This is a genomic window from Microbacterium sp. zg.B48 (assembly GCF_024623505.1).
GTDB lineage: Bacteria > Actinomycetota > Actinomycetes > Actinomycetales > Microbacteriaceae > Microbacterium.
Window position 1 is genome coordinate 66,840 of sequence record NZ_JANJFE010000002.1, and the last position, 21,831, is coordinate 88,670.

Here is a 21,831-nt window from a genome sequence, read left to right on the forward strand (position 1 = left end):
CATTGCGTGGCTGAAACTGTGGACGTCCCCATTATCGCCCCCGACGTCCCGGTGTACGCGCACCCCGGGGACGCCGGAGCTGATCTCGTCTCGACCGAGGCGCTGCGGCTGGAGCCCGGTCAGCGCGCACTCGTCGGCACCGGCGTGCGGATCGCGCTGCCGGACGGCTACGTCGCCTTCGTGGTGCCGCGCAGCGGCCTGGCCACCAAGCACGGGATCACGATCGTCAACAGCCCCGGCACGGTCGACGCCGGCTATCGCGGCGAGCTCAAGGCGACGCTGTTGAACACCGATCCCGAGCACGCCTACGACATCGCCGTCGGCGACCGCATCGCGCAGCTGATCGTGATGCCGGTGTCGAGGGCGAACTTCATCCCGGTCGAGGCATTACCCGACAGCGCCCGTGGGGACGCCGGCTTCGGCTCGACCGGGTACCAGAAGAACGGAGTCCCCTCATGACAGACCCGACACCCTCGGACGCGCCCACCGGCGGATCTCTCGCCGATCGCGCCACCGCCGGACCCTTCGACGAAGCCGAGGCGAACCCGGTGCGGCCCTACATCGACCTGGGCGGCATCAAGATCCTGCCGCGCGAGGGTCTGAACCTCCGCCTGGAGGTCGAGGAGCAGACCAAGCGCATCGTCGCGGTCGGGCTCGACTACGCCGGCTCCACGCTGCAGGTCCAGCCGTTCGCGGCACCACGCAGCACGGGGCTGTGGGCAGAGACCCGGGAACAGATCAAGGCGCAGATCCGCCAGCAGGGTGGCCGCGTCGAGGAGCGCGAAGGCCCTCTCGGCGCAGAGCTGCTCGCCGAGGTCCCGGTCTCGGCCGGTCCCGACGGCGCCGCCGACAAGCGGCTCGCGCGCTTCGTCGGCGTGGACGGACCGCGGTGGTTCCTGCGCGGCGTGATCGGCGGCGCCGCCACCGGCGACGTGGAAGCAGCGGGCCAGGTCGAGGATCTGTTCCGCTCCATCGTCGTGGTGCGGGGCGGGACCCCCATGCCGCCGCGTGATCTGATTCCGCTCCGGATGCCGGCCACGCCGGGAACGGCATGACCGACGCGCCGCGTCCGCAGGCGGGGAACGATCCTGAGGACACCGCCGCGCGCTCCGAGCCGAGCGCTTCCGACGTGCTCGGTGCAGCGCTGGGCGGCGCGGCCAAGCGGGCGGGGCTGGATCCGGCGGAAGGAGCAGCCACCGGCCACGTCGTCTGGCGTGCGATGGGCGGCTGGCGCGGCATCCTGGAATCCGTCCTGCCGAGCCTCGTCTTCGTCGTGGCGTTCACGGTCTCGTACGACCCCGGCACGCAGGCCGGGAACCTGTGGCTGTCCCTCGGCCTGTCGGTGGGTCTGGCGGCGATCTTCACCATCATCCGACTGGTCACCAAATCGCCGCCGTCCGCCGCGATCGGCGGACTGCTGGCCACCGCGGGCGCGGCGGCGCTGGCGCTGTGGACCGGACGCGGCCAGGACAACTTCGTCCTGGGATTCTTCACGAACGCCGCGTACGGCACGGCCTTCCTCGTCTCGGCGGTCATCGGCTGGTCGCTGATCGGCATCGCGGTGGGCTTCCTGATGGGCGAAGGAACGCGCTGGCGTGCCGACAAGCGCAAACGGCGGGTGTTCTTCTGGCTCGCCCTCGCCTGGGGCGCGCTGTTCGCCGTCCGCCTCGCCGTTCAGCTGCCGCTGTATTTCGCCGGGGATGTGACGGCGCTCGGAACTCTGAAGCTGATCATGGGGCTGCCCCTTTTCGCACCGCTCGTGGCCGTCACATGGCTCGCGGTGCGCGCACTCTATCCGCCAACCTCCAAGTGATATATTTATCTTGACATCAAGATAAATTTGCCTGCCACGCGGTAAGGCTGGCCTCACTAGCCAGTGCTGCCGGTGACGGGGAAGATGGGGAGTGCCGGGCCTTGCAGCTCGCTCCGCCGACGAAGGAGACACACGTGTCCACGGTTGACAGCTTCGGTGCCAAGAGCACCCTGACGGTCGGCAGCACCGACTACGAGATCTTCCGCATCGATGCCGTCGAGGGCTACGAGAAGCTCCCCTTCAGCCTGAAGGTGCTGCTGGAGAACCTACTCCGCACCGAAGACGGCGCGAACGTGACACGGGCGCAGATCGAGGCCCTCGGCTCGTGGAATCCGGCCGCCGAGCCGAACACCGAGATCCAGTTCACGCCCGCGCGCGTGGTCATGCAGGACTTCACCGGCGTGCCGTGCATCGTCGACCTGGCCACGATGCGCGAGGCGGTCGCGGCTCTCGGCGGCGATCCGACGCGGATCAACCCGCTCTCACCCGCTGAGATGGTCATCGACCACTCGGTGATCGCCGACCTGTTCGGCAGCGAGAACGCGCTCGAGCGCAACGTCGAGATCGAGTACGAGCGCAATGGCGAGCGGTACCAGTTCCTGCGCTGGGGTCAGACGGCCTTCGACGACTTCAAGGTCGTCCCGCCGGGCACGGGGATCGTGCACCAGGTGAACATCGAGCACCTGGCGAAGGTCATCTACGACCGCACGGTCGGCGGAGTCCTGCGCGCCTACCCGGACACGTGCGTCGGCACGGACTCCCACACCACGATGGTCAACGGCCTGGGCGTGCTCGGCTGGGGCGTCGGCGGCATCGAGGCCGAGGCGGCGATGCTCGGTCAGCCGGTGTCGATGCTCATCCCGCGCGTGGTCGGCTTCAAGCTGACCGGGCAGATCCCGGCCGGGGTCACTGCCACGGACGTGGTGCTCACGATCACCGAGATGCTCCGCAAGCACGGCGTGGTCGGCAAGTTCGTCGAGTTCTACGGAGCGGGTGTGGCTTCGGTTCCCCTCGCGAACCGCGCGACGATCGGCAACATGAGCCCCGAGTTCGGCTCCACGGCCGCGATGTTCCCCATCGACGGCGTGACGCTGGACTACCTGCGACTGACCGGACGCGACGAGCAGGCGGTCGCGCTCGTGGAGGCGTACGCCAAGGAGCAGTCCCTCTGGCACGACCCCGAGCGGGAGCCGAACTTCAGCGAGTACATGGAGCTGGACCTGTCCACCGTCGTGCCCTCGATCGCCGGACCGAAGCGCCCGCAGGATCGCATCCTGCTGTCGGAGGCGAAGTCCCAGTTCGAGTCCGACATCGTCAACTACGCGACTCCGTGCACCACGGACGACATCGTCGACCTCGAGTCGAAGCACTCGTTCCCCGCGTCCGATCCCGGCCCAGCGCCCGGGGACGAGCAGGAGGACACCCGCGTGGTGCACATCTCCAGCGGCGGACCGGCCGCGGCATCCAATCCCGTCAAGGTGACGGCCGCCGACGGCTCGTCGTACACGATCGACAACGGTGCCGTGACGATCGCAGCGATCACCTCGTGCACGAACACGTCCAACCCTTCGGTGATGCTCGCGGCAGGCCTCCTGGCTCGCAACGCCGTGAAGAAGGGCCTCAAGGCCAAGCCGTGGGTCAAGACCACGCTGGCTCCGGGGTCGAAGGTCGTCACGGACTACTACGAGAAGGCCGGCCTCACGCAGGACCTCGAAGCCCTGGGCTTCTACACGGTCGGCTACGGCTGCACGACGTGCATCGGCAACTCCGGCCCGCTGATCGAAGAGGTCTCGGAGGCGATCAACCGCAGCGACCTGGCCGTCACCGCTGTCCTGTCGGGCAACCGCAACTTCGAGGGCCGGATCAACCCCGACGTGAAGATGAACTACCTGGCCAGCCCGCCCCTGGTGATCGCCTACTCGCTGGCCGGCTCGATGCATTTCGACTTCGAGATGGACGCGCTCGGCAAGGACCGCGACGGCAATGACGTCTTCCTCAGGGACATCTGGCCCGACGCGGCGGAGGTCCAGGCGACCATCGACTCGTCGATCAACAAGGAGATGTTCACCCACCAGTACGCGAGCGTCTTCGAAGGCGACGAGCGGTGGAAGACGCTGCCCACCCCGACCGGCGCAGTGTTCGAGTGGGACGAGAACTCCACGTACGTGCGCAAGCCCCCGTACTTCGACGGCATGACGATGGAGCTCACCCCGGTCACCGACATCGTCGGCGCACGTGTGCTGGCGACGCTGGGCGACTCGGTGACCACCGACCACATCAGCCCGGCCGGCAACATCAAGAGCGACAGTCCCGCCGGACGCTACCTGGACGAGCACGGCGTGGACCGGAAGGACTACAACTCCTACGGCTCGCGTCGCGGAAACCACGAGGTCATGATCCGCGGCACGTTCGCGAACATCCGGTTGAAGAACCAGCTCGTCCGTTCGGTCAACGCCGGCGCGCAGGTCGAGGGCGGGTTCACGCGCGACTTCACCCAGGAGGGCGGACCGCAGTCGTTCATCTACGACGCGAGCCAGAACTACCAGGAGCAGGGACTTCCGCTCGTCATCTTCGGCGGCAAGGAGTACGGGTCCGGCTCGTCCCGCGACTGGGCAGCCAAGGGCACCAGCCTGCTCGGTGTGAAGGCCGTCATCACGGAGAGCTTCGAGCGCATCCACCGCTCCAACCTGATCGGGATGGGCGTCGTGCCGCTGCAGTTCCCCGACGGTCAGAGCTGGGAATCGCTCGGACTCGACGGCACCGAGATCGTCTCGATCACCGGTCTGGAGCAGCTGAACGAGGGGGTCACCCCGCGTACCGTCCGCGTCTCGGCCGCGCCGAGCGAATTCTCCGCGCCCGGCAAGCAGACCGTCGAATTCGATGCGGTCGTGCGGATCGACACACCCGGCGAGGCGGACTACTACCGCAACGGCGGCATCCTGCAGTACGTGCTGCGCTCGCTGGTCTGAGCGCAGAGCGGAAGGGCCGGGTGCCATGCGCCCGGCCCTTCCGCCGTCCCGGCCGCGGGTAGACTTTCCAGGACCCTGCCATGGCTCGGAAAGGAGCACGAATGTCGCTGCTGTCGTCCGTGTCCGGACCCCGGGACCTCGATGCGCTGAGCATCGAGCAGCTGGGACAGCTCGCCGACGAGATCCGTGACTTCCTCATCGAGAACGTCTCCCGCACCGGCGGTCACCTGGGCCCCAACCTCGGGGTGGTCGAGCTGACCATCGCGATGCACCGGGTGTTCGACTCCCCGAACGATCCGATGATCTTCGACACCGGTCATCAGTCCTACGTGCACAAGCTGCTGACCGGTCGCCAGGACTTCACCGGGCTGCGTGCCCGCGGGGGACTGGCCGGCTACCCGCAGCGGTCGGAGAGCCCACACGACGTGGTCGAATCCTCGCACGCCTCCAGTTCGCTCAGCTGGGCCGACGGAGTCTCGCGCGCACTGACGCGGACCGGACGCCTGGACAGGCATGTCGTCGCCGTCGTCGGTGACGGAGCCCTCACCGGCGGGATGACCTGGGAAGCGCTCAACAACATCTCCGACGACAACGACCGCAACCTGGTCATCGTCGTCAACGACAACGGCCGATCGTATGCGCCGACCATCGGCGGCATGGCCCGCTACCTCAACCGCGTGCGCACGGCCGACAGCTACCGCACCCTGCATCAGAGCTCGGACTCGTTCGCCCGACGGCTGGGCCCGGCCGCGCGCGCCTTCTACCGCGGGGTGCGAGGCGGAACGCATGGCTTCCTGTCGCGCTTCACGAACAACGCCGCGCTCTATTCGAATCTGGACATCAAATACCTCGGCCCCGTCGACGGCCACGACCTGCCCGTGCTGCTGGAGACACTGCAGCTGGCGAAGGATTTCGGCGCGCCTGTCATCGTGCACGCGATCACCGAGAAGGGCCGCGGGTACCAGCCGGCCCGGGATGATGAAGCCGACCAGTTCCACGCCGTGGGTCGCATCGACCCCACCTCCGGCGAGCCGGTCGGCGCGTCCTCCGCCACAGCGTGGACCGACGTCTTCGCAGAAGAACTGGTCGCCGTGGGGGAGGAGCGCCCCGAGATCATCGGCATCACGGCGGCGATGCTGCGTCCGACCGGGCTGCTTCCGTTCGCCCAGCGCTTCCCCGATCGCGTCCTCGACGTCGGCATCGCCGAGCAGCACGCCGTCGCGTCTGCGGCGGGGCTGGCATACGGCGGATTGCACCCCGTGGTGGCGCTCTACGCGACGTTCATGAATCGTGCCTTCGATCAGGTGATGATGGATGTCGCGCTGCACCGCGCGGGCGTCACATTCGTCCTGGACCGGGCCGGAGTGACCGGGCCGGACGGTCCCAGCCATCACGGGATCTGGGATCTGGCGATGCTGCAGCTCGTGCCGCACATCCGCATCGCCGCCCCGCGCGACGCGGAGCGGCTTCGCGAGGAGCTGCGCGAAGCGGTCGGCGTGGAGGATGCACCCACCGTCGTGCGGTTCCCGAAGGGCACGGTCAGCCCTACGCTGCCGGCGCTGGAGCGCCTTCGCGACGGCGTGGACGTGCTCGTCCGATCCGACGCGCAGGACGTGCTGATCGTGGGCATCGGCCCGATGGCGCATCTTGCGGTCGACGTGGCGCGCCGGCTCGGCGCGCAGGGGATCGGGGCCACCGTCGTGGACCCGAGGTGGGTCGTCCCCGTGCAGCCGTCCATCGTGGAGCTGGCGGCATCCCATCGCCTGGTGATCACCATCGAGGACGGGATCCGCGTGGGCGGCATCGGAACGCGCGTACGGCAGGTGCTGCGCGAAGCCGGGGTGGACACCGCCGTGGACGAACTGGGGCTCCCCGACGAGTTCATCCCGCACGCGACGCGGGAGCAGATCCTGGAGGATGCCGGGCTCACGCCCGCGAAGATCGCGCAGGACGTGGTATCGCAGGTGCTGGGCACCCGCATACCGGTGGCGCGCCCGACCGAGCAGCATCCCGATTGGATGGCCGGCGTTCCCACGCCCGACGACGAGGTGCGCGACGCGTAACCGGCAGTCTCGGCATCCCTCGCCGCAACGCACAGCGCCCGTCCTCACAACGAGGACGGGCGCTTGCGTGCGCAGGCTCTATCCTGCGATCCCCTTGATCATCGGGTGATGGAAGGTGTCGCCGAAGACACGCTCGGAGGCACCCTCGCGGTCCAGGTAGGGCGAGGCCCCACCATCGATGAACGGCCAGGCCGCCCCGAGGATCAGGCACAGGTCGATATCCTCGACCGCGGGGACGACCCCCTCGTCCAGCATCAGCTTGATCTCCTGCGCCAGACCGTCCTGCACCCGGCCGAGGATCTCGGCTTCGGTCGCGGGCGTGGAGCCGACGGCGCCCTTGAGCACCTTCTCGGCCGCCTTGGTCCATCCGGTGACCCTGCCGTTCTTGTCCTTCTCGACCACGTCGGGAAGCTCGGCGAGCCGGTGGAAGTTCTCCGACGCGAAGAACCGCCCGGGGAAGGCGTGCGCCATCGTGTCCTGCACGTGCGCGGCGACCTTCCAGCCGACCAGATCGATGAGCTGGAACGGGGTCATCGGCAGCCCGATCGGCGCGAACGCCTTCTCGACGGTCAGCAGCGGAGTGCCCTCGTAGATGGCCCGCGCGGCTTCGCCCATCACCTTGGCCAGCAGACGATTGACCACGAAGCCCGGGGCGTCGGCGGTCAGGACCGCGCTCTTGCCGAGCCCGCGGGCCACGACGAACGCGGTCGACAGGGCGGCATCGGTGGTCTGCGGCGTCGTGACGATCTCGATCAGGGGCATGACGGCGACCGGGTTGAAGAAGTGGAAGCCCACGAGCCGCTCTGGGTGGGCCAGCTTCGCGCCGATCTCCTCGACGGAGAGCGACGAGGTGTTCGTCGCGAGGATCGTGTCATCGGCGACGATCTTCTCGATGTCGCCGAAGACCTGCTGCTTGACGCCGACCTCTTCGAACACGGCCTCGATGACGAAGTCGCAGTCCGCGAACTCGGCCTTGTCGGTGGTGCCGCGAACGAGGGCACGGAGACGGTTGGCCGCATCGCCGTCGAGCCGGCCCTTGGCCTCGAGCTTGCCGATCTCCTCATGGATGGAGGCGATCCCCTTGTCCACGCGCGCCTGGTCGAGGTCGGTGATCAGCACGGGAACCTGCAGTTTGCGCAGGAACAGCAGCGCGAACTGGCCGGCCATGAGCCCGGCGCCGATGATGCCGACCTTGGTGACCTTCTTCGCGAGTGCCTTGTCCGGTGCTCCGACGGGCCGTTTCGCACGCTTCTGCACCAGATCGAACGCATACATCGACGCGGCGAACTGGTCGCCGGTGACGAGTTCGGCCAGCGCCTCGTCCTCGCGCGCGAAGCCTTCCGCCTTCGTGCCGCTCTTGGCCTTGTCGAGCAGCTCGAGCGCCGCGTACGGCGATCTGGGAATCAGACCGATCCGGCTCTCCAGCATGCCGCGCGCCATCTTGATCGCGATCGGCCATTTCGTGAGGCGTTCGATCTTGCCCGGCTCCTGCTTGCGGTCGACCTTGATCTTGCCGCCGAGCACCCCGTCCGCCCACTTCAGCGAGTCCTCGAGGTAGTTCGACGCGGGGAAGATCGCATCGACGATGCCGTAGTCGAAGGCCTGCGCCGGCTTGAGCATGCGGTTCTGCTTGAGCGGATTGGAGATGACCACCTCGAGTGCGTTCTCGATGCCGATCAGGTTGGGCAGCAGGTACGCGCCTCCCCACCCGGGGATGATGCCGAGGAACACCTCCGGCAACGCGATGGCGGCCGCCGACGCATCCACCGTGCGGTAGGTCGAGTTCAGCGCGATCTCGAGCCCGCCGCCGAGGGCGAGCCCGTTCACGAACGCGAACGACGGGACACCGAGCTCGGAGAGCCTGCCCAGCACCGAGTGTCCGAGCTGCGCGACCAGCCGCGCGGTCTCCTTGGACTCCACGCGGCTGATGTCGGACAGATCCGCTCCGGCGGCGAGGATGTACTGCTTGCCGGTGATCCCGACCGCGTGGATCTCGCCGGCCGCCGCACGGGCCTTCAGCCCGTCAAGGACGGTGCCGAGTTCCTTCAGGGTGGACGGCCCGAGTGTGTTCGGGCGAGTGTGGTCGCGGCCGTTGTCCAGCGTGATCAGTGCGAGCACTTTTCCCGAGCCGAGGCGGATGTCGCGTGCGCGGGAGTGAGTGACCACCTCTCCGTCGGCGAGGGCGTCCAGGGGCGAGAAGTCGACCTTCGCGTACTGATCGGATGCGGTCCTGGTCATCGTCGCGCTGCTCACTTCTTCCGCTTGCCGTTGTAGAAGGGGTTCTCCCAGATGACCGAGCCGCCCTGTCCGAGACCGACGCACATGGCGGTCAGACCGTAGCGCACGTCCGGACGCTCGGCGAACTGCGCCGCGAGCTGGATCATCAGACGCACACCGGATGCCGCCAGGGGGTGTCCCAGCGCGATCGCGCCGCCCCACTGGTTGACGCGGGGGTCGTCATCCGCGATTCCGAAGTGGTCAAGGAGCGAGATCACCTGGATGGCGAACGCCTCGTTCAGTTCGAACAGGCCGATGTCCTCGATGGTCAGGCCCGCCTTGCGCAGCGCCTTCTCGGTGGACGGGATCGGGCCGATGCCCATGATCTCGGGCTGCACTCCGGCGAACGCGAACGAGACGAGCTTCATCTTCGGCGTCAGTCCGAGCTCCTTCACGGCGGTGCCGCCGGCCAGCAGCGACATCGTCGCGCCGTCGGTGAGCGGCGACGAGGTCCCCGCCGTCACCCGACCGTGCGGGCGAAAGGGAGTCTTCAGCCCGGCGAGACCCTCCATCGTGGTCTCCGGACGCCGGCCCTCGTCCTCGGTGGCCAACCCCCACGTACCGTCGGCGTCCTTGATCGCCACCGGCACCAGGTCGGGCTGGAACTTGCCGGCCTCATAGGCGGCCTGCACCTTGTGCTGACTGAGCATTCCGAACCGGTCGGCGCGCTCCTTGGTCAGCTCGGGGAAGCGGTCGTGGATGCGCTCGGCGGTGAGACCCATGTTCAGGGCATCCGCACTGACGAGCTTCTCGGCGACGAACCTGGGGTTCGGGTCGACGTTGCTGCCGTCCAGCGGGTGGCGACCCATGTGCTCGACGCCGCCCGCCAGGGCGAGGTCGTACATGCCCATGCCGATGGATCCGGCCATCGTGGTGACGCTGGTCATCGCCCCCGCGCACATCCGGTCGATCGCGAAGCCGGGCACCGTCACGGGCAGGCCGGCGAGGATCGCCACGGAGCGGCCGAGGGTCAGGCCCTGGTCACCTGTCTGCGAGGTCGCGGCGATCGCGACGTCGTCGATGCGCTCCGCGGGAACGTTCGGGTTTCGCTCCATGAGCCCGATGCTCGCCTTGACCGCCAGGTCGTCGGCTCGGGTGTTCCAATACATGCCCTTCTCGCCGGCGCGCCCGAAGGGCGTACGCATACCATCGACGAAAAAGACGTCCGAGATCTCGGCCACTCTGCCTCCGTAATTAGGGATGACCTCAGCCTAGGAGGCGGGTCGAAAGGCCCGGTATCGGTTGGGTCGAACCTACGAAGCGTTCTCCGGGTCCGGAGCAGGGCTTTGCACGGATTGCACAAAGGCATCCGCGATCAGCTGTGCAGTCTGCGCAATCTGCCACGGGCGAGCGCCGAGTTCGGCCAACATCTCGCCGACGGATGCCGCGGTCAGAGGCACCGGAGGCGCCCAGGCCACCCGCCGCAGCAGTTCGGGGGTGAGCAGGTTCTCGGTGGGCATCGTGAGTTCTTCGGCGCGCGCCTCGACGACCGGTCGTGCGGCCTTCAACCGCGCGTCCGCCTCGGGATTGCGATCAGGCCACGCGCGCGCAGGCGGGATCGAATCCCCACCGCTCGCGCGCTCGAGCGGGAGATCGGGGTCGGCGCGTCCGGCCTCGAAGGCAGCCCACCATCTGTCCAGCTGAGTCCGGCTCGCCCGGCCGGTGAACTCCTTGATCTGCGCCAGCTCCTGCTTGCTCTTCGGGTCGGCGATGAGCGCCGCGAGCAGTGCACGGTCGGGAACGAGACGGCCCGGCGAGACATCCTGCTCTCGTGCGTAGTCCTCGCGCGCTGTCCACAGCGCCCGTGCGACGGCGAGCGCCCGGCGGCCCCGGACGGCGTGCAGCCCACTGAGACGCCGCCACGGCTCTTCCCGTGCCGGCTTCGGGATGCGATCGAGCACGGCGCGGAACTCCTCCGCCGCGAACTCCGTCTTCCCCTGTTCGGCGAGTTCGGCGACCAGCACGTCTCGCACGTCGACGAGATGCTCGACATCCAGCGCCGCATACTCGAGCCAGGACTGCGGGAGTGGGCGAGTGGACCAGTCCGAGGCGGAGTGCGCCTTGGCCAGGCTGATCCCGAGCGTGTCCTCCACGACGGCGCCGAGCCCGACGCGCGCGTGACCGAGCAGCCGTGCGGCCAATTCGGTGTCGAAGATGGTCTCCGGCTCCAACCCGAGCTCACGCAGCGAGGGCAGATCCTGGCTGGCGGCGTGCAGGACCCATTCCACCGAGCCGATCGCCTCTTGCAGCGCGCTGAAGTCTCCGACGGCGGGCGGGTCGAACAGGAACACGCCGGACCCGCGGCGGAACATCTGGACGAGATAGGCGCGCTGCGAGTAGCGGAAGCCCGAGGCGCGTTCCACATCGACGGCGACCGGGCCGGTTCCGCCGGAGAGCCTGGCGACGGCATCCGCGTACCCGGCGGCGTCGGTGATGACGGTGTACTCAGCCACGCGCAGCCTTGCGCGAGCCGAGCACAGCGATGTCCTCGGAGCCCGGCGGCAGACCGGCGAGCATGCACACCAACTCGGACCAGGCCTCCACGTGCGGCCTCATGCTGCCCTCGGGCGTCCAGGATGCGCGCAGCTCGATCTGCGCGCCGTCGCCTTCCGCGGCCAGCCCGCCGAAGCCCTTCGAGAGGGTCTTGGTCGCGGTGCCTGAGGCGGAGTGGTAGCGGGCGTGTCGGGAATCCAGGGCGTCCATCAGCCACGACCATGCCACATCCGCCAGGAGCGGGTCCACACCGATGTCAGGTTCCAGCGGCGCCTGGGCGAAGCACACGATGCGCCACGCACCGCCCCACGGTTCCGGCTCGTCCGGGTCGTGGAGCAGGATGAACCGCCCCGTCCCGTACGGCGAGTCCACGCCCTCCTGCTCCGGGCGGACGTCGCCGGCGAGGGCGATGCACTCGGGTGCGAGACCGGCCGGCGCGGGGATCTCCCGGACCGAGAGATCACTGCGGAACACGGTCGATCGCAGGTCCGCCGTCGCACGCTCGAACGACGGCGGCTCGGTCGGGGGACGATGGGCAGCCACGCCGAAAGACTAGAGTGGGGCCCCAATGGTCGTCTTCAGGCGCGCCGCGATGCGCGGTGCCTCTTCTCCCGCACTCCTTCTCGGAGTCAAGGCCGCGCTCACCGTGATCAGCGCCGCCTTGGCCGTCGTGCTCTCCGCGCTCACGGTGTTTTCCCTGCGCATCGCACGCCGCGTCGTCACGCCGGCAGTGCGGGTGGCGGACACCCGGATCCTCTCGCTGGACACCGCGGCCCAGACCATCACCCTGGCCCGCACACCGGACACCGAGCTGCCGGGCAGATACGGCCTCTTCACCGATGGCACCGAGAGCTACGTCAAGCTCGGCTCCGTCCTGGCCGAGGACGCCACCAGCGTTAAACGCAAGCTGCTAACCCACATCGGCACGCAGACCCGCATCTCACCGGATGCGGCCTTCAGCGGGTGGTACTACGACCAGCCGGGGGAGTTGCACCTCCCGTTCACCGCAGAGCTCATCGGATCCAGCGTCGGACCGTGTCCGGCGTGGCTGTTCCCCGCTGGCGACGGCGAGGTCTGGGTGATCCAGGTGCACGGGCGCGGCACGACCCGAGCCGAATGCCTCAGGGCGGTACCGGTCTTCCACGCCCTGGGCATCACCTCGCTGGTGGTGTCCTATCGCAACGACGGCGAGGCGCCGCGCAGCCGCACCGGTACGTACGCGCTGGGGGCGACCGAGTGGCGGGACGTCGATGCCGCTGTCGGTTTCGCCCGGCGCCGCGGAGCCCGCCGGATCATCCTGATGGGTTGGTCGATGGGCGGCGCCATCGCCCTGCAGCTCGAGCTGAACTCCGCACACCGCGAAGCGATCGCGGGACTGATCCTGGAGTCCCCGGTCGTGGACTGGCGGGCCGTCCTGGGGTACCAGGCCAAGCTGATGCGGCTCCCCGCCGCCGTCACCGGCATCGCGATCGGCGCGCTGAAGACGGAGTGGGCGACGCCCATGACGGGCGTCGGTGCGGCGATCCCCTTCGACCGTCTGGACGTGGTCGCCCGCGCATCCGAGCTGCGGCATCCGATCCTGATCCTGCACAGCGACGATGACGGCTTCGTCCCGTCGGACGCGTCCCACGACCTCGCGCTGGCACGGCCGGATCTGGTCGAGATGCAGGTCTTCGAGGTGGCGCGCCACACGAAGCTGTGGAACTACGACCAGGAGCGGTGGAGTCAGAGCATCCGCGGTTGGCTGGAGCGTCAGGGACTGACCGCGTCCTGACCGCCGCAGCGGCGACTTCGGTCAGGCAGCGCGCTTGGCGGCGACCTGGCGCTTGGCACGCCGGAGCATGCCGCTCATGCCGGCGATGCGCAGCGGGGAGACGGCCCGGGTGAGGCCGATGCTCTGCGGGAAGTCGTCGGGGATCGCGAGCACCTGATCGGCCGTCAGCCCGGTGATGCCCTGGACCAGGATGCTGGCGAATCCGCGCGTGGTGGGCGCCTCCTTGGGTGCGGTGGCGTGCATGGCGACCGTGCCATCGTCGTCCACATCGATGACGATGTAGACGGGGGACTGGCACTCCGCCACGCGCTCGCGCAGCTCCGGGTGCTCGTCGAACCGAGACGGTACGGCGGGCAGCTCGTTGGAGAATTCCAGCAGTAGCTGCAGGCGGTCGGCTTCAGGCAGCTCGAGGAACTCGTCGCGGATCTCCGCGAGAGAGTCGGGCAGAACGTGCGTGGTCATCTCCTCCATCTTCCCACGGCGCGATCCGACCCGGACGGATCGCGAGATCGCTCAGGCCGGAAGGCTCCCAGGCTCGGGGCCGATCACGATCGGCACGCGCACCGCGCTGCCCCACTCCGTCCACGACCCGTCGTAGTTGCGGACGTTGTCGAACCCGAGCAGATGCCGCAGGACGAACCAGGTGTGACTGGAACGTTCTCCGATCCGGCAGTACGCGATGACGTCGTCGCCGTCGGAGAGGCCGACCTCGCCGCGATAGATGGCGTCCAGCTCCGCGCGCGGCTTGAAACCGCCGTCTGGCGCCACCGCGCGCGCCCAGGGCACGCTCTTGGCCGTCGGGATGTGTCCCGCCCGCAGCGCCCCCTCTTCGGGGTAGGCCGGTGCGGTGGTCCGCGTTCCGTCGTACTCCTCCGGGGAGCGGACATCGATCAGCGGCTCGCCCAGGTGCGCGAGTACATCGTCCTTATAGGCGCGCAGACTGCTGTCATCGCGCACGACGACGGGATAGTCCGTCGGCTGCCGGGTCGGCGCATCGGTGGTGATCGGGCGACCTTCCGCGATCCACTTGTCGCGGCCGCCGTCCAGCAGTCGGACGTCCTCGTGGCCGAACAGTGAGAACACCCAGAGCGCGTAGGCGGCCCACCAGTTGTTCTTGTCGCCGTAGATGACGATCGTGTCGTCGCGCGAGATGCCCTTGCGGCTGAGCAGCTTCGCGAAGCCCTCGCCGTCCACATAGTCCCGGACCACCGGGTCGTTCAGCTCGGTATGCCAGTCGACTTTGACCGCGCCGGGGATGTGGCCGGTCTCGTAGAGGAGGACGTCCTCGTCGGATTCGACCACGACGAGGCCGGGCTCGTTCAGGCGCGCCTCCAGCCACTCGCCGGTGACGAGACGCCCAGGTTCGGAGTACTCGGCGAACTTGGGGGATGACGTGTCGAAGTCGACGGGCACCGGGGCTCCTCGGTCGGGGTGGCGGGATGGACGGCGTAGGGTGGGACCGTCTCTCCGAGCCTAGATTCCCGGGCGCGGGAGCGCACACACTCCGTAAGACCCCGACACAGGATCAGCAGGATGACACCCACCGCGACCCGCACGGGAATCGTTCACCTCACCGAACTCGCCCCGCAGATCTCGGGTGCGGAAATGGTCGCCTCGCTGGTGCCTCCGCCGCAGTTCACCGACGCGACGTTCGAGTCGTATCGCGCCGACCCGGCGTATCCGTCACAGCAGGACGCGAAGGACGCGCTGATGGCGTTCTCCGGCGTCGCTGCGCCGGCGGCGCGGACCGGCCTGTTCCGGCGAGCCAAGAAGGGGCCCGAGCTCAAGCCGGGCGTCTACCTGGATGGCGGGTTCGGTGTCGGCAAGACGCACCTCCTGGCCTCGATCTATCACGCGATGCAGGCTCGCCGGAAGTACTTCGGTTCGTTCATCGAGTACACCGCGCTGGTCGGGGCACTCGGATATCAGAACACCGTCGAGCTGTTCCGCGGCTCCGATCTGCTCTGCATCGACGAGTTCGAGCTGGACGATCCCGGCGACACGATGGTCATGACACGGCTGCTTGCCGAACTCGTCGCATCCGGCACGCGGCTGGCCGCGACATCCAACACTCCGCCGAACGCCCTGGGCGAAGGGCGTTTCGCCGCGCAGGACTTCCTGCGGGAGATCCACGCGATGGCCGCGAGCTTCCAGACTCAGCGCATCGACGGCACCGACTACCGGCATCGCGCCCTGGATGGACATGCCGCCGTGCTCACGGTGGCCGACTACCAGGCGACGATCGCGGATGCCGCCACCACCGGACTCGTTTCGGACGATGCCTTCCCGGCACTCGTGGCGCACCTGGCGACGGTGCATCCCTCGCGGTACATCCGTCTGATCGACGGCCTGTCGCTGGTCGGCTTGCGCGACGTCGCGCCGCTGACCGATCAGTCCGCGGCCCTGCGCTTCGTCGCGTTCATCGACCGCGTCTACGACGCTCAGTTGCCGATCAGAGCCACGGGGGAGAGCCTCGATCTGGTCTTCCCCGAGGAGATGCTCGCCGGCGGGTACCGCAAGAAGTACCTGCGCGCCATCTCGCGGCTGATCGCCTCGACTCTCGACTGAGCCTCATCCGCTTATTCACGTCGAGTTCTCACGCCGGCGAAACGTGATGTTTACGCTGAGCGACCTCGCGTAACAGACGCGAAACACGACCTGCCCGTCGCCGGAAACCCCCGCTCGTCAGACTGGCCTGGCCCGAACAGCCGCGACCCGACTCCGCGGCGGCTTCGGGCCACTGAGTAACACGACACATGGATGAGGACTCTCATGGATAGCGGAAACCTGGCCTGGTCTGTCGCTGCGACAGCACTAGTGCTCTTTATGACACCGGGCGTGGCCTTCTTCTACGGCGGCCTCGTCAAGGCGAAAAGCGTCGTCAGCATGATGATGATGAGCTTCGGGGCACTGGGCCTGGTGAGCGTGCTCTGGATCCTCTACGGGTTCAACATGAGCGCGGTCGGCTCCCCGTGGGCATTCGCCGGCAACCCCTTCTCCGACTTCGGCCTGGCCACGGCCGACAGCGACACGCTGGTCGGCGTCGCGTTCGGCGCGACGTTCGCGATCATCACCGTCGCGCTCATCTCCGGTGCCATCGCGGACCGGGCGAAGTTCGGCGCGTGGCTGATCTTCGCCGGTGTCTGGGTCACGCTGGTGTACTTCCCGGTCGCGGCATGGGTCTGGGGCGGCGGCTGGATCATGAGCCTCGGCGAGACCTTCGGCTTCTCCACGAGCGTCATCGACTACGCCGGTGGAACCGCAGTCCACATCAACGCCGGCGCCGCAGCACTGGCCCTGGCGCTCGTGCTGGGCAAGCGCATCGGATTCCAGAAGGGCATCCACAAGCCGCACAACGTTCCGCTGGTCATGCTCGGCGCGGCGATCCTGTGGTTCGGCTGGTTCGGCTTCAACGCCGGCGCCGAGGGCACGTTCAACCTGCTCGGCACCGAGGACTCCAGCGTCGGTCTCATCGTGATCAACACCATCGGAGCAACCGCGGCTGCCATCATCGGCTGGCTCATCGTCGAGAAGCTCAAGGACGGCAAGGCGACCTCTGTGGGTGCCGCCTCGGGCGCCGTCGCGGGCCTCGTCGCGATCACCCCGGCCTGCGCGAACCTCGCACCCGGCTGGGCGCTCCTGCTCGGCGTGGTCACCGGCGCGGTGTGCGCACTGGCGATCGAGCTGAAGTGGAAGCTCGGCTTCGACGACTCGCTCGACGTGGTGGGCATCCACCTCGTCGGTGGTCTGATCGGAACCGTCTACCTCGGCTTCTTCGCCACGGAGACCGGCCTGTTCCTCGGCGGCGGCTGGGAGCAGCTGGTCCTCCAGGTCATCGCCGCACTCGGGGTGATGGTCTACTCCTTCATCGTCGCGCTGCTCATCGGCTTCGCGATCGAGAAGACCATGGGCTTCCGGGTCAAGAACGAGGATGAGATCGCCGGCGTCGACACCGTGGTGCACGGCGAAGAGGGCTACGCCCTCGTCGACTGACCATCATCAGCACAGTGCAGGGCGTCGCGGGCAGCCGCGGCGCCCTTCGCTGTGCCCGGCGGACGGCGCCTAGTGTGAAGCCGTGACCGAACCCCGAGGCATCCTCAGCGCCCTCAAGCGCCTGTCCCGACCCGCGCGAGCGCCCGAGCCGATCCGCTCACGAGCGGGGACACCCGGACAGGATGCCGCCACCGCGACCATCGAGATCGAACCCCCCTCCGCGAGAGGGTTGCGGATCAGCTATGCGCCCGACCGGGACGGCGAACCGGATGCCGGGGAGATCGTCTGGACGTGGGTGCCGTACACAGAGAACGACGGCCGCGGCAAGGACCGCCCGGTGCTGGTGATCGGCCGGCAGGCCGACCGTCGGCGTGTCTTCGCGGTGCGGCTGACGAGCAGATCGCACGACGGGGACCGGGACTTCCTCAGCATCGGCGCGGGTCCGTGGGATGCCCAGGGGCGAGCCTCATGGGTCGACATCGATCAGATCTACAGCGTGCACACCGACGGCATGCGACGCGAGGCATCCGCGCTGGATCGCGAGCGGTTCTCCCGCGTCGCCGACGCGCTGCATCGCCGATACGGCTGGGAGGTGGAGAGCTGAACCTGCGGTCCGTGGTGGGCGATACCAGACTCGAACTGATGACCTCTTCCGTGTGAAGGAAGCGCGCTACCAACTGCGCCAATCGCCCATGACCTTGCGGGGTCGGCTTCCGATCCTACCGGATGCGCCGGGCTCCGACGAACGCCCGGGGCAGGTGACACGCGCGAGCTCCGCGTGGTTTTGCACGGCGCCGTGCATCGGCTAAAGTCATGGAAGTGCCCGGAGCAATCCGGAAACGCGGATGTAGCGCAGTTGGTAGCGCACAACCTTGCCAAGGTTGGGGTCGCGAGTTCGAGTCTCGTCATCCGCTCGAGTGTTGGGTCCCTCTCCGGAGGGACCATGGCACGTGGGGTCAAACCACACGCGGTGGCGTGGCCGAGCGGCTAGGCACCGGCCTGCAAAGCCGTTTACACGGGTTCGAATCCCGTCGCCACCTCCACTCACAACTGAACAGCCCTGCACGGGCGCGATTGGCGCAGCGGTAGCGCGCTTCCCTGACACGGAAGAGGTCACTGGTTCGATCCCAGTATCGCGCACAGAGAAGAACCCCCGGGATCCCGGGGGTTTTCTCCTTTCCGGGCCATCGCAATAGGGCGATCTTCGCGCAACTTTCGCGTAAAGCTTCAAAGTTTGCCCTTCTGAAAGCCCAAAACGTAGGGACACCACGCGTGCGAGTGGGCGCGCATAGGGCTTCACGCTGGCGGGAAGGGCACACCCCTGTGCGACCATGGTGCCGTGGCGTCCCGGTATGTGAGCGATCTCGCGAGAGCGAATTGGAGCTCACTCATCTCCGGCGCGGTGGGAGTCGCTCTGGCCGTGCTCATCGTGCTCTCGCGCAACGACCCCGCCGAGCGCGACCCGGCAACGGTGGCCATCGCGTTCTACCTTGTTGCATGGCCGGCGTTCGTGGCGATTTATCTGGCGTGGACACATGTCGTTTATGCTCAACGCGGTCCGAGGGGCCTCGCGACGGTGGCCCGGCAAGAGACTCGATCCCTGCGACGCTGGTGGACCCGCCTCCTGGGGTACGGTGGCGCCTCGAACTGGGCCCTGACCGGCGCGCTGGTCGCCGTCATGCTGACCATCGTCGTCGCTCAGAACCCGGCGTTCCAGGGGGATTGGCTGTTCATCCTCCTCGGTCTTCTCACGGTCGCCAGCTCATGGGCGATGATGGTCTACTCCTTCGCGCTCGAGTATCTTCGCCTGGCCTTCACGGACGAAGACGACGACGTCCCCATCGATATCAACATCGACGGCGATCCACGCTTCACCGACTATCTGACCCTCGCGATCCTGGTCTCCACCATGGCGGCGACGGTGTCGGCGACGATCCGCTCACGTCGAGCGTGGACGGTCGTCCGTATCAACGTCCTCTTCGCCTTCACGTTCAACACTGTGATCGTCGCGATGATGGTGTCGCTGCTGTTCGGCGGGATTCTCGGCTGACGGTCGCTCCGCTTTGAAGGTCTACGTTCGCGACGCCCACGCGGCCGGCGTGTACCTGCAGCCCGGCGACACGATCCTCACGCGCGCGGAGAGACTCGGCCAGATCTTCACGGACATCGTCGCGGGTAAGCGCTCCGAGACCGAAGACCTGAACTGATCCTCGACGTGAGTGTGAGGCTGGCCGCGGCGCAGTCCTGCGAGCGGACCGGACATGCTGGCGCTGGCGGCGAGGTACGCAACGACCGGAATCGCCACTCTCGAGACGGCGATGATCATCCCCGGAGCGCGAGGGTGAGCGGAAGGACCGCGGTCGCCCCGGCTCGGCGCAGCTCACGCGCCGCGACCGTCACCGTCCACCTGCTGTCGACGAGGTCGTCGACGAGCAGCACGGGACCGGTCGGAACGGCCAGGGCGGCCGCGCTGAACCGCTCCCAAACCCCGGCGAGCCGGAAGGCGCTGTTGCCGCCCGGCCCGCCGCTGGGCCCGCCCTCCACCGGGTCCAAGGCTCCCAGCATCGGCATCCGCCCAATGTCGGCGATTCCGCGCGCCAGGGAGTCCACGAGCTGCGGCCTCGATCGGGAGGGCATCGCCACCACGGCGACCGGACGCTCGGCCCACCCCCAGCCGGCCAGCACTCGGACGCAGGCGGCGAGCACGTTCGGCGGGATCGGGCTGTCCGCGGCGCCCGCCGCGAACATCTCGCGCAGGGTTCCACCCCATCCGAGGTCGGTCAGCCGGGCAAGCGCCCTGCCTTCGTCGGCCTGCTCCTCAGCGAGGATGCGGCCACGAACGGGCACGCCGAGCCGGTCGGCGCCGGTCGGCCACTGTCGCCTCGGTTCGAGCGGCACGCCGACACGGTCGAGGGCGGCGGATGCAGCTTCCGTGGCGTCGTCGCCGATCGCGGTGGGAAACCACGCTCCGGCGCAGTTGTCGCAGCGTCCGCACGGCGTCGCGGTGTCGTCGTCCAGGGAGCGCTGCAGAAACTCCATGCGGCACGAGGTGGTCTCCTCGTACTCGATCATGTGCTGCTGCTCGGCGACGCGTTCCGCGGCGATCCGTCGGTAGCGGTCCTCGTCGTACGTCCACGGTCGGCCGGTCGCCATCCATCCGCCCCGCACGCGGGCGACCGCCCCGTCGACATCCAGCACCTTCAGCAGCAGCTCCAGCGGCGTGCGCCGGATGTCGACCATGGCCTCCAGGGACGGCGTCGACAGCGGGCTTCCCGCGGCCGAAAGGGCCGAGAGCACGCGCTCGGCCCGGTCTCGGTCGGGCATCGACGCGGTGGCGAAGTAGTGCCAGATGTCGCGATCTTCGACGCCGGGAAGGAGGAGCACATCGGCGGAGGCGGTGGCGCGCCCTGCGCGGCCGACCTGCTGGTAGTACGACACCGGCGATGAGGGCGCACCGAGATGGATGACGAACCCGAGGTCGGGTTTGTCGAATCCCATGCCCAGAGCGCTGGTGGCGACGAGGGCTTTGACCCGGTTGTCCTTCAAGAGCGACTCGGACTCCTCGCGTTCGTCCGGATCGGTCTGACCGGTATACGCACGCACCTCGTACCCGCGGTCGCGCAGCAGCCGGGCCGTGTCGTTGGCCGCCGCAACGGTGAGCGTGTAGATGATTCCGGAGCCGGGGAGCTCGCCGAGATGGCTGAGAAGCCACGCGAGTCGGGTCGGCGCGTTCGGCAGGCGGAGCACGCCGAGCCGCAGCGACGTGCGAGCGAGGGCCCCGCGGATGATGAGGACCTCGGATGAGCCGGTGCTCTCGTCGGGCACGCCGAGCTGCTCGGCGACATCCGCCACGACGCGGCTGTTGGCGGTCGCGGTCGTCGCCAGCACCGGGACGCCCGCGGGTATGCGCGCGATGAGGTCGCGAAGTCGTCGATAGTCGGGGCGGAAGTCGTGACCCCAGTCGCTGATGCAATGTGCCTCGTCGACGACGAGAAGCCCGATCCGTGCCACCAGCTGTGGCAATTGCTCGTCGCGGAACGATGGGTTGTTGAGTCGCTCGGGAGAGACCAGCAGCACGTCGACCTCGTCGCGGTCGAGCTGCGCAAGCACATCAGCCCACTCGTGCGCGTTCGTCGAGTTGATCGCGACTGCCCGCACACCCGCTCGCTGCGCCGCGGCGATCTGGTCCCGCATGAGCGCCAGGAGGGGCGAGACCAGCACGGTGGGCCCTGCGCCGCGCCGGCGCAGGAGCAGGGTCGCGACGAAGTAGACCGCCGACTTCCCCCACCCGGTGCGCTGCACCACGAGCGCGCGGCGGTGACCGTCGACGAGGGCATCGATGGCCTCGAACTGGCCGTCGTGGAAGTCGGCGTCGTCGCGCCCGACGAGGGCGCGCAGGACATCGAGTGCCTCTGTCCGCGTGGGCGTAGTCAAGGTCATGCCCTCAAC

Annotated in this window: 18 protein-coding genes and 4 tRNA genes; 14 read left to right on the top strand and 8 right to left on the bottom strand. The window is 68.3% G+C overall.

Annotation, left to right across the window (positions count from 1 at the left end):
- Positions 1 to 6 precede the first annotated feature (6 nt).
- The 5 genes from dut to dxs all read left to right on the top strand — a co-directional run bounded on the left by dut (position 7) and on the right by dxs (position 6,845).
- Positions 7 to 459 carry a dUTP diphosphatase gene (gene dut, locus NQ152_RS00315; RefSeq protein ID WP_257503777.1) on the top strand — a complete coding sequence of 151 codons (453 nt, stop codon included), beginning with the start codon at positions 7 to 9 and terminating at the stop codon, positions 457 to 459.
- Positions 456 to 1,055, top strand: a complete 600-nt coding sequence (locus tag NQ152_RS00320) for a DUF3710 domain-containing protein (protein WP_257503776.1) — start codon at positions 456 to 458, stop codon at positions 1,053 to 1,055. Before dut ends, NQ152_RS00320 begins: the two co-directional genes overlap by 4 nt.
- Positions 1,052 to 1,813 (top strand): DUF3159 domain-containing protein, encoded by a 762-nt coding sequence (locus NQ152_RS00325; RefSeq protein WP_257522621.1) that lies wholly within the window; start codon positions 1,052 to 1,054, stop codon positions 1,811 to 1,813. Before NQ152_RS00320 ends, NQ152_RS00325 begins: the two co-directional genes overlap by 4 nt.
- A 134-nt stretch (positions 1,814 to 1,947) precedes the next feature.
- Positions 1,948 to 4,782, top strand: a complete 2,835-nt coding sequence (locus NQ152_RS00330) for an aconitate hydratase (RefSeq protein WP_257503774.1) — start codon at positions 1,948 to 1,950, stop codon at positions 4,780 to 4,782.
- 101 nt (positions 4,783 to 4,883) lie between these two features.
- Positions 4,884 to 6,845, top strand: a complete 1,962-nt coding sequence (gene dxs / locus NQ152_RS00335; protein WP_257503773.1) for a 1-deoxy-D-xylulose-5-phosphate synthase — start codon at positions 4,884 to 4,886, stop codon at positions 6,843 to 6,845.
- A 78-nt stretch (positions 6,846 to 6,923) separates the two neighbouring features.
- On the opposite strand, the gene NQ152_RS00340 is transcribed toward dxs, so the two are convergent.
- The 4 genes from NQ152_RS00340 to NQ152_RS00355 all read right to left on the bottom strand — a co-directional run bounded on the left by NQ152_RS00340 (position 6,924) and on the right by NQ152_RS00355 (position 12,158).
- Positions 6,924 to 9,083 (bottom strand): 3-hydroxyacyl-CoA dehydrogenase NAD-binding domain-containing protein, encoded by a 2,160-nt coding sequence (locus tag NQ152_RS00340; protein WP_257522622.1) that lies wholly within the window; start codon positions 9,081 to 9,083, stop codon positions 6,924 to 6,926.
- 11 nt (positions 9,084 to 9,094) lie between these two features.
- Positions 9,095 to 10,303, bottom strand: a complete 1,209-nt coding sequence (locus tag NQ152_RS00345; RefSeq protein ID WP_257522623.1) for a thiolase family protein — start codon at positions 10,301 to 10,303, stop codon at positions 9,095 to 9,097.
- A gap of 72 nt (positions 10,304 to 10,375) precedes the next feature.
- Positions 10,376 to 11,575 carry an HRDC domain-containing protein gene (locus tag NQ152_RS00350; RefSeq protein ID WP_257503770.1) on the bottom strand — a complete coding sequence of 400 codons (1,200 nt, stop codon included), beginning with the start codon at positions 11,573 to 11,575 and terminating at the stop codon, positions 10,376 to 10,378.
- Positions 11,568 to 12,158, bottom strand: a complete 591-nt coding sequence (locus tag NQ152_RS00355; protein ID WP_257503769.1) for a DUF3000 domain-containing protein — start codon at positions 12,156 to 12,158, stop codon at positions 11,568 to 11,570. Before NQ152_RS00355 ends, NQ152_RS00350 begins: the two co-directional genes overlap by 8 nt.
- Positions 12,159 to 12,183: 25 nt before the next feature.
- Between NQ152_RS00355 and NQ152_RS00360 the strand changes: the two genes are divergently transcribed.
- Entirely contained in the window at positions 12,184 to 13,389 is a 1,206-nt protein-coding gene (locus NQ152_RS00360; RefSeq protein WP_257503768.1) for a S9 family peptidase, read from the top strand.
- Positions 13,390 to 13,410: 21 nt separating this feature from the next.
- On the opposite strand, the gene NQ152_RS00365 is transcribed toward NQ152_RS00360, so the two are convergent.
- Positions 13,411 to 13,851: a SufE family protein gene (locus NQ152_RS00365; protein WP_257503767.1), complete on the bottom strand. Its 441-nt coding sequence runs from the start codon at positions 13,849 to 13,851 to the stop codon at positions 13,411 to 13,413.
- 51 nt (positions 13,852 to 13,902) lie between these two features.
- The gene (locus tag NQ152_RS00370) at positions 13,903 to 14,802 is read right to left on the bottom strand and encodes a sulfurtransferase (RefSeq protein ID WP_257522624.1); all 900 of its coding nucleotides are present in this window, start codon (positions 14,800 to 14,802) and stop codon (positions 13,903 to 13,905) included.
- A gap of 120 nt (positions 14,803 to 14,922) precedes the next feature.
- On the opposite strand from NQ152_RS00370, the gene zapE reads away from it, so the two are divergent.
- The 3 genes from zapE (at position 14,923) to NQ152_RS00385 (ending at position 17,986) form a co-directional block, all read left to right on the top strand.
- Positions 14,923 to 15,957, top strand: a complete 1,035-nt coding sequence (gene zapE, locus NQ152_RS00375; protein ID WP_257522625.1) for a cell division protein ZapE — start codon at positions 14,923 to 14,925, stop codon at positions 15,955 to 15,957.
- Positions 15,958 to 16,161: 204 nt separating this feature from the next.
- On the top strand, positions 16,162 to 17,382 hold the full coding sequence (locus NQ152_RS00380) for an ammonium transporter (RefSeq protein ID WP_257522626.1): 1,221 nt from the start codon (positions 16,162 to 16,164) through the stop codon (positions 17,380 to 17,382).
- A gap of 82 nt (positions 17,383 to 17,464) precedes the next feature.
- Positions 17,465 to 17,986 carry a type II toxin-antitoxin system PemK/MazF family toxin gene (locus tag NQ152_RS00385; RefSeq protein WP_257522627.1) on the top strand — a complete coding sequence of 174 codons (522 nt, stop codon included), beginning with the start codon at positions 17,465 to 17,467 and terminating at the stop codon, positions 17,984 to 17,986.
- A 12-nt stretch (positions 17,987 to 17,998) separates the two neighbouring features.
- Here the strand turns inward: NQ152_RS00385 and NQ152_RS00390 are convergent.
- Positions 17,999 to 18,074, bottom strand: a tRNA-Val gene (locus tag NQ152_RS00390).
- A gap of 149 nt (positions 18,075 to 18,223) precedes the next feature.
- On the opposite strand from NQ152_RS00390, the gene NQ152_RS00395 reads away from it, so the two are divergent.
- The 5 genes from NQ152_RS00395 to NQ152_RS00415 all read left to right on the top strand — a co-directional run bounded on the left by NQ152_RS00395 (position 18,224) and on the right by NQ152_RS00415 (position 19,589).
- Positions 18,224 to 18,296: transfer RNA gene (locus NQ152_RS00395), tRNA-Gly, on the top strand.
- Positions 18,297 to 18,351: 55 nt separating this feature from the next.
- Positions 18,352 to 18,425: transfer RNA gene (locus NQ152_RS00400), tRNA-Cys, on the top strand.
- 25 nt (positions 18,426 to 18,450) lie between these two features.
- A tRNA-Val gene (locus tag NQ152_RS00405) sits at positions 18,451 to 18,522 on the top strand.
- Positions 18,523 to 18,736: 214 nt separating this feature from the next.
- Positions 18,737 to 19,432, top strand: coding sequence for a DUF1345 domain-containing protein (locus tag NQ152_RS00410; RefSeq protein ID WP_257522628.1), 696 nt, complete (start codon positions 18,737 to 18,739; stop codon positions 19,430 to 19,432).
- Positions 19,433 to 19,445: 13 nt separating this feature from the next.
- Positions 19,446 to 19,589 (top strand): hypothetical protein, encoded by a 144-nt coding sequence (locus NQ152_RS00415; protein ID WP_257522629.1) that lies wholly within the window; start codon positions 19,446 to 19,448, stop codon positions 19,587 to 19,589.
- Between the two features lie 115 nt (positions 19,590 to 19,704).
- Here NQ152_RS00415 and NQ152_RS00420 read toward each other — a convergent pair whose 3' ends face one another.
- On the bottom strand, positions 19,705 to 21,822 hold the full coding sequence (locus tag NQ152_RS00420) for an ATP-dependent DNA helicase RecQ (protein WP_257522630.1): 2,118 nt from the start codon (positions 21,820 to 21,822) through the stop codon (positions 19,705 to 19,707).
- Positions 21,823 to 21,831 lie beyond the last annotated feature (9 nt).